At 54.4% G+C, this 12936-nt stretch carries 9 protein-coding genes; 8 read left to right on the top strand and 1 reads right to left on the bottom strand.

Going from position 1 to position 12936, the window contains the following annotated elements:
• Window position 1: 1 nt before the first annotated feature.
• Window positions 2–2548, bottom strand: a complete 2547-nt coding sequence (locus tag QM016_RS02180) for a YhgE/Pip domain-containing protein (protein ID WP_016476767.1) — start codon at window positions 2546–2548, stop codon at window positions 2–4.
• Between the two features lie 149 nt (window positions 2549–2697).
• Here QM016_RS02180 and QM016_RS02175 point away from each other — a divergent pair, with 149 nt between their 5' ends.
• The 8 genes from QM016_RS02175 to QM016_RS02140 all read left to right on the top strand — a co-directional run bounded on the left by QM016_RS02175 (window position 2698) and on the right by QM016_RS02140 (window position 12899).
• Window positions 2698–3426 carry a TetR/AcrR family transcriptional regulator gene (locus tag QM016_RS02175; protein ID WP_016476768.1) on the top strand — a complete coding sequence of 243 codons (729 nt, stop codon included), beginning with the start codon at window positions 2698–2700 and terminating at the stop codon, window positions 3424–3426.
• A gap of 101 nt (window positions 3427–3527) precedes the next feature.
• Window positions 3528–4784: a methionine adenosyltransferase gene (gene metK, locus QM016_RS02170; protein ID WP_016476769.1), complete on the top strand. Its 1257-nt coding sequence runs from the start codon at window positions 3528–3530 to the stop codon at window positions 4782–4784.
• Window positions 4785–5267: 483 nt separating this feature from the next.
• Window positions 5268–6878, top strand: a complete 1611-nt coding sequence (locus QM016_RS02165) for an ABC transporter substrate-binding protein (RefSeq protein WP_282710015.1) — start codon at window positions 5268–5270, stop codon at window positions 6876–6878.
• Window positions 6879–6977: 99 nt separating this feature from the next.
• Window positions 6978–7934: an ABC transporter permease gene (locus tag QM016_RS02160; protein ID WP_016476771.1), complete on the top strand. Its 957-nt coding sequence runs from the start codon at window positions 6978–6980 to the stop codon at window positions 7932–7934.
• A gap of 2 nt (window positions 7935–7936) precedes the next feature.
• Window positions 7937–9979: a dipeptide/oligopeptide/nickel ABC transporter permease/ATP-binding protein gene (locus tag QM016_RS02155; protein WP_282710012.1), complete on the top strand. Its 2043-nt coding sequence runs from the start codon at window positions 7937–7939 to the stop codon at window positions 9977–9979.
• Entirely contained in the window at window positions 9980–10792 is an 813-nt protein-coding gene (locus QM016_RS02150; protein ID WP_016476773.1) for an ABC transporter ATP-binding protein, read from the top strand. It abuts the gene before it with no gap.
• Between the two features lie 68 nt (window positions 10793–10860).
• Window positions 10861–11862, top strand: a complete 1002-nt coding sequence (locus QM016_RS02145; protein ID WP_282710010.1) for an alpha/beta fold hydrolase — start codon at window positions 10861–10863, stop codon at window positions 11860–11862.
• Window positions 11859–12899 (top strand): acetylxylan esterase, encoded by a 1041-nt coding sequence (locus QM016_RS02140; protein ID WP_016476775.1) that lies wholly within the window; start codon window positions 11859–11861, stop codon window positions 12897–12899. The genes QM016_RS02145 and QM016_RS02140 overlap by 4 nt, the downstream gene beginning before the upstream one ends.
• Window positions 12900–12936: the final 37 nt, after the last annotated feature.

Below are 12936 nucleotides of genomic sequence, written 5' to 3'. Positions count from 1 at the left end.
GTTACTCACCCTGTTCTTCTCGCTCAAGTTGAGAGCTGATCATCTCGGTCATCTGCTGTTTGCCAAGACCTACCATTGATTTTCTTCTCCTCATGGTTTCGTGTAGGTATTCAAGGACGATAAGGTAAGCGCAGATAAGTACCAGAACAACGACCCATGTGATGAGCCACGGCAGCTTGTTGTGAGCGATGAACATAACAAGGAGCAGGCCAATCGGAAGGGCGAGAAGCGCTATAAGCCCCAGGCGCACGCAGGTGGGATAGCGTTTCTCAAACTGCTGAGCGCGCTTCTCGACATCCTGCGCGTAGTCATCGCTGTTCTGAAGGGCGCGGACAAGGGAGGAAAGGCGATAGTGCTCAACGCTGATGCCGTCACGCTCGTGCGCCATGAAGCCTGTCGCGGCGAGGCGGCGGTCAAAGAGGAAGTTGATGTTGAGAAGATGACGGCGAAGCGCGATACCGATAACCAGGGAGGGAAGAATGAACAGCGAGAGCATGAAGAGGTTCCAGCCGTAGAACGTTCCATAGAACCCGCCGATAGACTCGCGCATGGCAGCGATGCCGTAGGTGAAGGGCAGCCAAGGATGGATGGCCTGGAAAAAGCCGGGCATCATTTCGATAGGATAGAGACCCGCGGCTCCCGGGATTTGCAGAATGACCAGAAGAACGCAGAGAGCTTTGCCGATGTGCTTAAAGGCGACGGAAAACGCGTAGATGATGTTGACGTACACCACGGATTCAACGACACCCGCGAAAAGAAAGGCGAGGGGATTGACGCACTGAATGCCCATAAACAAATCGCCTACGCAGCAGATGAGCGCCTGGAGCACCGCGAGGACCATCAAGAGGAGCCAGCGGCCAAAATAGCCCTGCCAAGGCGCGAATCGGCCGATACCTTCGTTGTCTACCTCAAGCTTATAGATGGCTATCAGCACAAAGCCGCCTACCCAAAGCGCGAGGTTCGTATAGAACGGCGTGACGCTTGAACCGTAATTGGCTATGGGATAGACCGCGTCATCGGCGATTTTAACGGGAGACGCCATGAATGCGGCGATGTTTTTCGAGTCAAGATTGGTGACGTCCCTGAGTTGTCCCATGAGTTGCGAGTTTTGAATAACCTCCACGTCAGAGGCGAGATTTCCTACAGTTGACGCGGTAGAAGAGAGTGATTCTTGCGTCAGGGCGGTTGCTTTTCTCGCTTCAGAGAGCGTGTTGTCAAGTTGAGTCAGGATGCCTTTGAGATGGACGAGCGTCGGCTTGATTGCATGCACGGCGGAAGCGAGGCTCCCGGTGGCGTCGCTGAACGAATCAAGCGAATCGTTGAGCTCAGGAATGGACGTGGCGGAAAGCGTTGAAGTTGTTGTATTGAGAGCGTCAACGCTTGTCGTGACCGTTGAGTTCAGCGCGCTCGATACGCCGGCCAGCGCGTCATTGTTCGCATGCGCGTCGTTTGAAGCCGTCTGCAGGCGGGCGAGAAGAGTCTCTTCTTGAGAAATGGAGCTCTTGAGCTCATCGATCAGATTATTGAGATGTTTCTGAGCAGTTGTGGGTAGCGTGTCTCGTATAGCCTCAAGGTCAGCGACGAGCTGCCGATTGGTGGCAATCAGGCTTCTTACGGAGGCAAGCGTGCTGTCAACGGTACCGAGCGCGCCACCAACCGATCCGGTAATCTGGCCGATAGCGGAGTTAGCGTGGCTTGCGACGTTGCTCATTGAGACGCCGCCTTGCGTCAGTGACGAGAAGAGTTTTGCTGAAAGCGTATTGGTATCTTTTTTTACCTGAGGAAGCTGCGAGGTTGCTTGAGCGAGGGTTTCTGAGGAGGCGTCAACGCTTGTTATAAGCGCGTCAACGGTGTTTTGTGCGCTGGCAACGGCGTTGCGCGCGCTGTCGATAGTGGCCTGAGAAGACTCAATGCTCTTTGCAATGCCGTCGAGATCTTGTTTGGTGCCGCCGAGCTCAGAGGAGATTGTCTCAACGGCGCCGTCTGCCTTGGATGTTACGGTTTCGGCGACACCGACGAACTTCTCGGAAACGACTTCGCTGGCTTTTGATATGAAGGTTTCGTTGATCTGTGTGGTAATTGTCTTTGCGCCGGAATCAGTGACCTTGGGAGCTACGGGATTAAGCTTTTCGTTGACGTAGTATTGGATATGGGCCTTTTCCAGATTCCCTGAAAGAACGGATGCCAGCTCAGCGGTGAAATTCTTTGGAATAATGATGGCGGCGTAGTAGGTGCCGGAAGAAACGCCTTGGAGCGCCTCCTCTTTGGATACGAACGTCCACTGGAGCTGGTTGTTTTCCTTAAGCTTATCGATGACCATGGCGCCCGCATTGAGATGACCCTGATCGCCCACCTCAGCGCCTTTGTCTTCCGTTACGACAGCCACGGGCATCGTTTGAGTATTTTTGTATGGATCCCAGTTAGCGGCGATATTGAACCATGCGTAGAGCGAGGGGATAATGCAGACGCCAATTGTAACGATGACTGCGATGGGATTTTTGAGGATCCTGCTAAGGTCTCGTATAAAAATGCGAGCTATGTTTTTCACAGATGCCCCTTTGGTACCGTTTGGCTGACTGTTGAACTTTACCCTACCTACCGTCATCATAATAGAAGAATTGACTGTTTTTTAAATAATGTTCAAAATTTCTATTTTGAACCGTTGCGACCGACCGATAGACACTGGGGGATTTTGCCATGATTGAAAGAGACGCTCATCCTTTGGAAGAGGCAGGCGCGCATATTGTTGCCGCTCACGCCCAGGCGCATGAGCTTGTCCACGACGCCGTAGTTGCCGTAACGCATAAGCGTGCGGAGAACCGTACAAAAAAGAGTATCGAGACGCGGCGGCGCATTATGTCCGAGGCAACCAAGATTATGACGGAGCGGGGAAATACCGATTTTAAGATGAGCGAAGTGTCTTCTCGCGCGCAGCTTAGCAAAGGCGCCCTGTATTATTACTTTGCTGATCGCGATGCGCTTGTCCAAGCGATTTTTGACAGCTCGGTTGATGATTTGACTGAAGCGGTGGCCCAGGTATCGGTAGGAGTTTCCGCTTCCGTTGATTCGCTTCGTGCAATCATGTGTGAGCTTGCGTCTCATATTATGCCTGGCTCTCCGTTGGTGCTTGCCCTCATCAATAAGTTCGCAGGCTCTGAGCGAGACTTGATTCCCACGATGGATTCCCATTTGTCCCGTGTCATCGTGTTGCTTGCGGCTCAGCTTGAGCGAGGAAAAAGCGAGAAGTTCATCAGGGAAGACGCGGATACGAGGCTTGCTGCCTGCGCGATAACGGGTTCGCTTGTGCTTTCCGCCATCGGGTTGATGGGTCATCATGGCCACGAGATGACCGTTGATGAGCTTGTCGATCATCTGCTGGCAATGATTTTGAACGGAATAGGAATTGATTCAAAATTATCAGCCTAGTTGGGGTATACATACCTCGTGTCAGGTGTTATACCACAGGGAATTGTGAGTTCTTCTCGCAATTCCCTTTTCGAATACTACCGCGTAAGAAAGGAACGGTCATGGCTCGCAATAGGTATTACTTTACTTCTGAAGCGGTTACGGAAGGTCACCCCGATAAGGTGTGCGATCAAATCTCCGACGCCGTGCTCGACGCTATTTTGGCAAAGGAGATAGCGCTGCAGGAGCGCGGTTACATTTCGCCGACCGGAGAGCCAGCTAATGTGGATCATGTTCGCTGCGCGTGCGAGACTTTCGCGACGACCGGCACCATCATCATTGCCGGTGAGATTCGCACGCAAGCTTACATCGACGTGCAGGATATCGCTCGCAAGACGCTGAAGCGTATCGGCTACGACCGCGCCAAGTACGGGTTTGACTGCGAGACGTGCGGTGTGCTGAACCTCATCCATGAGCAGAGTCCCGATATCGCCAAGGGCGTTGATGAATCCTATGACGTGCAGGCAGGACACACGACCGACCCTCTTGATCGTATCGGTGCTGGCGACCAGGGCATGATGTTCGGCTATGCCACCGATGAGACTGACGTATTGATGCCGATGCCCGCGTATTTGTCGCAGCGGCTGGCCGAACGTCTGGCGGAAGTGCGTAAAACCGGCGAGCTTGACTACCTGCGGCCTGACGGAAAGACACAGGTGACAGTTGGTTATGAGGGAGGCCGGCCCGTTGAGGTAACGGAGATTGTTATTTCAACGCAGCACGCGCCTGAGATTGAAGACATGAGCGTTATCAAGAAGGATATGATTTCTCATGTCATCGAGCCTGTATTCGCCAAAGTCGGCATTGCGTGGGATAAAGCCGACATCTACGTTAATCCGACGGGTCGCTTTGTCGTTGGAGGTCCGATGGGTGACACCGGTCTTACAGGTCGTAAGATTATCGTGGACACCTACGGCGGCATGGGTCGTCATGGCGGCGGAGCCTTTTCGGGCAAAGATTGCACCAAGGTTGACCGTTCGGCGGCCTACGCTGCTCGCTGGGTAGCCAAAAACGTGGTTGCGGCGGGTCTTGCGCATACCTGTGAAATTGAGCTTGCCTACGCCATTGGCGTTTCGCGTCCGCTTTCGGTCATGGTGGACACCTTCGGCACCGGCACGGTTTCTGACGAGGTCATTGAAGCCGCCGTTCAAAGGGTTTTTGACCTGCGTCCGGGTGCCATCATTCGTGACCTCAAGTTGCGTCGCCCCATCTTTGAGAAGACTGCCGCCTACGGGCACTTTGGCCGGAATGATGATGACTTCACGTGGGAGCAGACCAATCGAGTCGACGATTTGCTCGACGCCGTTCGCAGAGAATAGATACGCGATTTTTAAGGCCCTTCTCGCGTGGCGAGAAGGGCTCACTTCTTGTTTTACGGTGCTCTGCCGCAATCCTAAATGTTGCAATCTGGTATGTTTATTCAAAACCACCTGGTATTAAATTTGAAACCAGGTAACCCGATATATGGCGGTAAACGGTATAGTTCCTTCGGTAAGCGGTAGGACTGGTATTACTATTCTGTAAACGGCTTAGTTAACTTATTGATATATAGCTTGGTAGCAAATGCATAAACCCGCTGTACAGCGACTTATTTGATCGGCAAGTTTTCTGGTAATCTTACTATTATAACGTAGGAGCCGGCGTTTGTGATAGTGCTTCTCTTGAGTGCATTTCAAAAGCATCCGTTCGGCCGAATGATCATTTCTTTCCCGTTCACCTGTGCGTATGATAAAAAAGGTAAAAGCCACGGTTGTGGCGCGGTGCCACGTCTGTGGCTTGATAGCACTAAGAAAGAGGCAGAAATGAGCAAACTTTTCGGTCGTCAGCTTTCACGTCGAACCTTCCTCGGTGGAGCTGCCGCTGCTGCTGGATTGGGCCTGACGGCGTGTGGTGGCAACAACAACGCTAACAATACTTCAGGCACCGAGCAAAAGGGTGAGGCCGGCGGCGGTACTATCAGCGCCGGAGCGGCGTACTCGACGCAGAACTACGATCCATCCTCCACTTCGTCAGCTTTGGCGCTCGGTGTCAACTGGCAGGTCTCAGAGGGCCTGTATGGCATGAATTACCATGACTACCACACCTTTAACGAGCTTGCTACCGCAGATCCTCAGCAGGTCGACGATACTACCTTTGAAGTGAGCATCAGAAAAGAGGCAAAGTTCTCTGACGGCGCGGCAGTTACCGCTGATGACGTTGTGGAATCTTTCAAGCGCGCAACAGCCGAAAAGAACATTTACGTTTCTATGCTGACCCCCATTGCGTCCATTGAGAAGAAAGATGACGCTACGGTTACCATCAAGACTAACGTGCCTAATTTCTCGCTTTTGAAAGAGCGTCTGTCCATCGTTCGTGTTGTTCCTGCGTCATCGAATCAGGAAGACATGAAGAAGATGCCGGTCGGCTCCGGTCCGTGGATGTATAAGACGATTTCGGATAACACACTTGATCTTGAGCCCAACCCCAATTACAACGGCGCTACTCCCGCCAAGGATAAGGCGCTTCATTATGACATTTTGAAGGACCCGACGGCTCGTCTGACCGCTCAGACCGACGGCACCACGCTTGCTATGGAGATGGTTCCCGCTGACGCTATCGACCAGCTTAAAAACGCCGGCTGCACCGTTGATACCGTGCAGGGCTTCGGTGTTCGCTTCCTGATGTATAACGTGACCAAGGCTCCCTGGGATAACGTCAAGGTTCGCCAGGCGGTGCTCTACGCTCTGGATACCGACAAGATGATTTCCAACGCCCTGTCCGGTCAGGCTGAAGCCGCTACCTGCTATCTGCCGTCTTCGTTCTCCAATTACCACAAGGCCGCCACGGTCTATACGCATGACACTGATAAGGCGAAGAGCCTTATCAAAGATTCAGGCATCACGCCGGGCGAGGTTGTCCTGCGCACGACCGACAACGAGCAGGTTAAGAATATGGCCACGCAGGTCAAGAACGATCTTGACGCGCTCGGCTTTACGGTCACCATTCAGACCGATACTTCGCCTGCTACCTATTCCGCCATTGATGCCGCTGACGGATCCTGGGACATGCTCTTGGCGCCGGGAGATCCTTCCTGCTTCGGCGGCGATACTGACCTGCTTCTCAACTGGTGGTACGGCGATAATATCTGGATGAAGACGCGCTGCCCGTGGGGTGCTTCCGATGAGTGGAAGAAGCTCCATGAGCTCATGGACAAGGCTCTGACTCAGTCCGGCGCCGATCAGCAGTCTACCTGGAACGAGTGCTTCGATATTATCGCGGAGAACGTGCCTCTCTATCCGGTACTCTTTGCGAAGACTTCTACGGCTTCCTGGAGCGAGAAGCCCAACGGAAACGGCGTGGCGCTTCAGGGCTTCAAGGGCATTGGCACCACAGGCATGTCCTTCATTGACGTCAATACGGTAACCCAGAAATAACTGCGGGAACCAGCTGCGGGTGATTTGTGGGGCTCGGGCGGACGCAGCTTCGCTCGAGCCCTTTTGTTCGGTTTCATTTCGTTCAAGAGAGGGGAGACTGTGAATAACCTGCTTCGACTTATCGGTCGTCGTCTTATCGCGTTGCCGATTATGGCTTTGGGAGTCACGTTTCTCGTATTCTTCCTGATGTCGTTTTCACATGTAGATCCCGCGTACAACGCGCTGGGAGAAAGCGCTACTCCGGAGGCCATTGCGCAGTATCACACCGAGCACGGCTTAGACGATCCGTGGCCAGTCCGGTATGTGCGCTACATGGGCAACCTGCTCCATGGTGACCTGGGCTCCTATGGAGCCGCCAGCTATTCGGTGGCGGATCGCATCGCGCGGGCGCTTCCGGTAACCATGCAGCTCACCTTTATCGGCCTCATTATCGGCGCCGTTGTTTCATTTTTATTCGGCGTCCTTGCGGCGCTCTATCGAGACAGATGGCCCGACCAAATCATTCGAGTGTTTTCCATCGCGGGACTCGCGACGCCTTCGTTCTGGCTTGCGGTTCTTCTTATCCTGCTCTTTGCAACTACCCTCGGAGTGCTTCCCGCGTCAGGCATGCTGCCCGACCCCTCCAAAAACTTCGGTGGCTACATGGCGCGCATGATTATGCCGGCTGTCGCTCTAGCCGTTCCGCTGACTGGTCAAATGACGCGTATTGTCCGTACGGCGATGGTAGAAGAGCTGGACCGCGATTACGTTCGCACTGCTCGCGGCGCGGGTATCCCAGAACCCATCGTCATCGCGCGTAACGTCTTGCGCAATGCCCTCATTACTCCGGTCACTACGCTCGGACTCAAGATTGGCTATCTTATGGGCGGCGCCGTAGTTATTGAGGTTATTTTCAACCTGCCGGGTATGGGTATGGCCATCCTCGAGGGCATTCAGGGCAACGAAACCATGCTTGTACAGGGTGTTGTTATCGTTGTCGCGCTGTCCTTCATCATTATCAATATCGTGGTTGACATGCTCTACATCCTCATCAATCCGCGTATCAGGACGGTGTAGCCATGATTGAGATACGAAAAAAACAGACTGAAAAGCTTGAGGAGGCCGCGGCAAAAGGACTCAAGTTCGGCGGCTTCAAAAACATGAGGACCACCTCGAAAATCGCCCTGGCCATTCTGGTACTTGTAGTGCTCGCTTCAGTGCTTGCCGCACTGCTCGCGCCTCATAATCCGCTTGACATCTTTAATGCTCGACAGGCTCCCGGCAACGGATTTCTCTTCGGCACTGACGATAAGGGTCGCGATATCCTGTCCCGCATGCTGTACGGCGGACGGTATTCGTTGGTCATCGGCTTTGGCGCTACCGGTATGGCGCTGGTGCTCGGATCTATTATCGGCGCCGTTGCGGCGGTGTCGAGAAAAGCGGTTTCCGAAGTTATTATGCGCCTGCTCGATATCATCATGTCCTTTCCGGGCATCGCGCTTGCCGCGGTGTTCGTTTCTATTCTCGGCAACAGCATTCCGTCCATTATTTTCGCGATTGGCTTTATGTACACGCCTCAGATTGCCCGCATTGTGCGCGCTAATATTGTGAGCGAGTATGGCGAGGATTACGTGCGCGCCACCATCGTTTCCGGTGCCCGCGCGCCCTGGATTTTGTGGAAGCATGTGCTTCGGAACTGCATCGCGCCCATTATGGTCTTTACGGTTACGCTGGTAGCAGATGCCATCATCTTTGAGGCGTCGCTTACCTTTATCGGAGCCGGCATTCAAGAGCCCACTCCCACATGGGGCAATATCTTGGCTGATGCTCGCGGCGGCGTTCTGGCCGGCCGCTGGTGGCAGGCGTTTTTCCCCGGCCTTGCCATCATGCTGACTTGCCTAGCGCTCAACATCCTCTCCGAGGGTCTGACCGACGCCATGGCCGCGGCACCGGGAGCTCCTGTTGACGCGGATACCTCGGAGTCTCGGCGAGCTGACGATATTCTCGCTTCAGACCCCGTGCGCGCCTATGCTGAACAGGAGAAATCCCTAAATCGGCGCCTGTCTGATCTCAAGGTGGTCGAGCTAGCGAGAACAGACAGGCATAAGCCCAACTTCACGGTTGACCCGATTCTGCAAGTTAAGGATCTTTCCATCAGCTTTGAGTCACACGGCGAGGTAAAGGTTGTTGACGGCGTGAGCTTTGACGTCCGCCCCGGTCAGTGTATGGCACTGGTTGGCGAGTCGGGTTGCGGTAAGTCGATTACCACTAAAGTCATCATGGGTCTTACAGATCCAAAGGAAACCATCACTGGCGAGGTGCTCTATAAAGGCCAGGACCTTGTAACGATGTCCAAAGATGGCCATCGTAGGTTGCTCGGCCATGAGCTTGCCATGGTGTACCAGGATGCTCTGTCCTCGCTTAACCCCTCGATGCTTATCGCTTCTCAGATGAAACAGCTGACAAGCCGAGGCGGTACACGCTCGGCCGAAGAGCTTCTTGAGCTGGTAGGCCTTGACCCTAAGCGCACCTTGGAATCCTATCCCCATGAGCTTTCTGGCGGTCAGCGTCAGCGTGTGCTTATCGCTATGGCTCTGACGCGTGATCCATCGCTGGTCATCTGCGATGAACCTACAACCGCGCTTGACGTGACCGTTCAAAAGCAGGTCATCAAGCTCCTCAATGATTTGCAGGACCGTCTTGGTTTTGCCATGATCTTTGTAAGTCATGACCTTGCGCTTGTGGCGGAGGTAGCTTCTGAGATTACCGTTATGTACGCCGGGCAGGTAATTGAGCAGGCGCCGACAACGGAGCTTTTGACCAATCCGGTGCACGAATATACCCGCGGCCTTTTAGGCTCCGTCCTTTCCATCGAGGAAGGCGCTCAGGATGGAACGCGTCTTCATCAGGTTCCGGGCTCGGTGCCCTCTCCCGAGGATTTTCCAAGAGGAGACCGCTTCGCGCCTCGCTCAAGCCATCCGGAACTTGGTCTTGAGGTTCATCCGCTGCTCAAGCAGATTCCCGGGCGCCACCATAGCTTCTCGGAGTTGCCCGACGAGTATCTGAAAGAGCATGGACTTGTGCCGTATCTTGAGCGTGTACAGAAAAAGGAGGTGGAGTAAGTGAGCGAACAGCAGCCCATCATCTTCCTCGATGATATTTCCGTGACGTTTAAGACGCGTACCGGCTCCGTTTTTCATCCTCATAAGGTCCACGCGGTTCAGCACGTGACAATTAAACTGATGCCCGGCGAAACCATCGGCATTGTCGGCGAGTCGGGATGCGGCAAGTCCACTACGGCTAACGTGATGTGCGGACTTCAGTCGCCAACGTCAGGTAAAGTCTTTTTCAAGGGGCACGATGTTACCAAGCGCACGCCTGAGCTGCGCAAACAGATTGGGCGTGTAGTTTCGGTGGTCTTTCAAGATCCCGCTACAGCCTTAAATCCTCGGATGATCGTGCGCGACCAGCTCCTCGATCCGCTTTTGGTGCACAAGGTGGGAACGCCTGACGAGCGGGAAAAACGCATTAACGAACTTGTGGGTCTTGTCGGGCTTCCAAAATCGGCGCTTCGTGCGCTTCCCGGACAGCTTTCGGGCGGTCAGCGCCAGCGCGTAGCCATCGCGCGCGCCATGTCGCTCAATCCGTCCGCCATCATTGCTGATGAGCCTACATCGGCGCTTGACGTTTCTGTGCGAGCGCAAATCCTGAACCTGCTTACCGATCTCAAGCGAGACCTAGGGCTTTCTATGATTTTCATCTCGCATGATATTCAGACCGTACGCTACGTGTCCGACCGTATTATCGTTATGAATCACGGGCAGATCATGGAGGACGGTTCTGCGAAGCAGGTGTTTGAACACCCTCAAGACCCCTATACTAAGACGCTCCTTGGAGCCGCGCCCTCGCTGCTTCATCCGAAGCTTGGCGAATAATCACATGTCGAGGGCGTATCCGAAAGGATGCGCCCTCCTTGTATCTCAAACGATTGATAAGGACCCGGATGTCTCTTTCAAAGCTTGATTATAGGGAGCTGCGCGTCGCCCGTGCGCTGGCGCCGATGTCGGCTGACTTCAGCGAATTCTGGGAAGCTCGTATGGCTGAGGCTGACGCTGTGCCGCTGAGCTGGCGGCTTGAGCCTTCTGATGAGGTAGCGCAGGCAAAAACGTGCGCCTTTTGCGACCTTTGGTTTGACGGCATGAAAGGTGCGAAGCTCTACGCCAAATTTCTCTATCCGCATGGCGAGAAGAACGTACCCTTGGTACTGCAGTTCCACGGGTATCCAGGTGCTTCTCGCTCCTGGTTTGAGCAGGCGTCTTTTGTAGGCGCAGGCTGCGCGCTTCTCGCGCTTGATAATCCCGGACAGGGCGGGCGGAGCTATGACGGAGACGGGTATGCAGGAACAACCGTAGCGGGTCATCTTGTTGCAGGACTTGACGGTCCTGCGAAGGATCTCTACTACGTGCGCCTCTATCAAAACGTTCGGATTCTCTGCCGTATTGTGTGTGCTATGGATGGTATCGACCTGAAGCGCGTTTTTGTCAACGGGCAGTCACAGGGAGGCGGCATGGGTATCGCGTGCTGTGCTCTCAACCAAGAGCTCGTCAACCGTGCAGCCATTCTTTTCCCGTTTCTTTCGGACTTCAGAGCCGTTTGGGAGCTGGGCGCCGACAAGCAGGCCTACGAGGGTATTCGCTACTACACACATTGGTTTGATCCGCGCGGGGAGCGCGTAGATGAAATCTTTGGCAAGCTTGCGTATGTAGACAGCGCAAACTTCGCGCGTTTTGTGCGCTGTCCGGTGCTTTTTGGATCCGGTCTTGATGACGAGGTATGCCCTTTGCCTACGCAGTTTGCGGTGTATAACGCGCTGGAATGTCCCAAGCGGCATCTGTTGTTTGAAGACTATGGGCATGAGGAAATTCAAGCCTTTGACGACAGGATCATCGGCTTTTTTGACGCGCAGGACGCGCGCTCCTGGCTTGCGGAGGAGGCGCGCTCATGAGGACCGTTTCGTCATATAGGGAAATGCTTCAAAACTATCGCGGACGCGCTTCACGGCCAGATGTGTTTGATGCGTTTTGGGCGCAGACCTGCTCGCTCAATGAGCCGGAGGTGACAGAGGTGCAGAAGGCCCCTGTGAGCTCTGCGAGCCTCGTATGCGAAGAGTTCACCTGCCGCGCTTCTGACGGCGTTTTTCTCAAAGTGCATACGCTGCGTCCTGCTGGAGCGACTCCTAGGCCAACCGTTGTGCTCTATACCGATCTTGGCCGAAAAGCGCGCGGCTGGTTACACCTGGCGCGCTTCGCTTCTCTGGGCTTTGCCGTTGTGGCCCCCGAAACTCGAGAACTTCCCGCAAAGGCGCACGCGCTTTTCGAAAAAGCATGGAAAGGCGAGGTTAGTGCCCCTGAATTGGCGGCATATGGCTTCAGTACAAGCGCAACGCGCGTGGCGGGCGCGGAGGACGCGCCAGCCGCGATGGACATGGCAGGCGCGATGAGCGCGGCAGCCGCAACGGACGCCGCCATCACTGAGCTCGCGCGTGCGACCCCACTCTTTCAGCTGATATCTGACGCGTATGCAGTGGCTCGTGCGGCGCAATCGCTTCCATATGTTGCTGCCGACTGTCTTATGACCTGGGGAGAAGGACTTGGTGGCACGCTTGCTTTGGACATCGCGGCTCTGCTCGGCCCCGAATGTGCGGGAATGATGGCGCAAAATCCCTTCTTTGCCGACAGCGTGGACATCGCGGCGGAGAAGCTCTTTGGCGCTGAGGCAGCGCTGAAGAACGCGCAGGTTATCTCCGCTTTCAGTCTTCTCGACACGACTAGTTTCGCGGAAAAAGTCACCTGCCCGACGCTTATGGCGTGCTCGCTGGAAGATCAGGCGTCTCCACCTGAAGGAACGTTTGCGGCATACAATCGCATTCCTGCGACGTGCAAGCGGATAGCGGTGTATCCCAAACATGCGCATGAGCGCATCAACGATTTTGAAAACTTGCAAATTGACTTTTTGCTGACGCGCTCAGGCGGTAGACTTTAACTGTCTGGGTAAGCAGCGTTCAACAGGAAAGGATACG

This window comes from Lancefieldella sp. Marseille-Q7238, from assembly GCF_949152215.1.
GTDB lineage: Bacteria > Actinomycetota > Coriobacteriia > Coriobacteriales > Atopobiaceae > Lancefieldella.
The sequence above is the reverse complement of the archived record's forward strand: the minus strand, read 5'-3'. Positions and strand labels throughout refer to the sequence as shown.

Excerpts from the sequence above, each read along its gene's own strand:
- QM016_RS02140 (WP_016476775.1), top strand. The coding sequence starts at position 11,859 with ATGAGGACCGTTTCGTCATATAGGGAAATGCTTCAAAACTATCGCGGA.
- metK (WP_016476769.1), top strand. The coding sequence starts at position 3,528 with ATGGCTCGCAATAGGTATTACTTTACTTCTGAAGCGGTTACGGAAGGT.
- QM016_RS02155 (WP_282710012.1), top strand. The coding sequence starts at position 7,937 with ATGATTGAGATACGAAAAAAACAGACTGAAAAGCTTGAGGAGGCCGCG.
- QM016_RS02165 (WP_282710015.1), top strand. The coding sequence starts at position 5,268 with ATGAGCAAACTTTTCGGTCGTCAGCTTTCACGTCGAACCTTCCTCGGT.
- QM016_RS02175 (WP_016476768.1), top strand. The coding sequence starts at position 2,698 with ATGATTGAAAGAGACGCTCATCCTTTGGAAGAGGCAGGCGCGCATATT.
- QM016_RS02145 (WP_282710010.1), top strand. The coding sequence starts at position 10,861 with ATGTCTCTTTCAAAGCTTGATTATAGGGAGCTGCGCGTCGCCCGTGCG.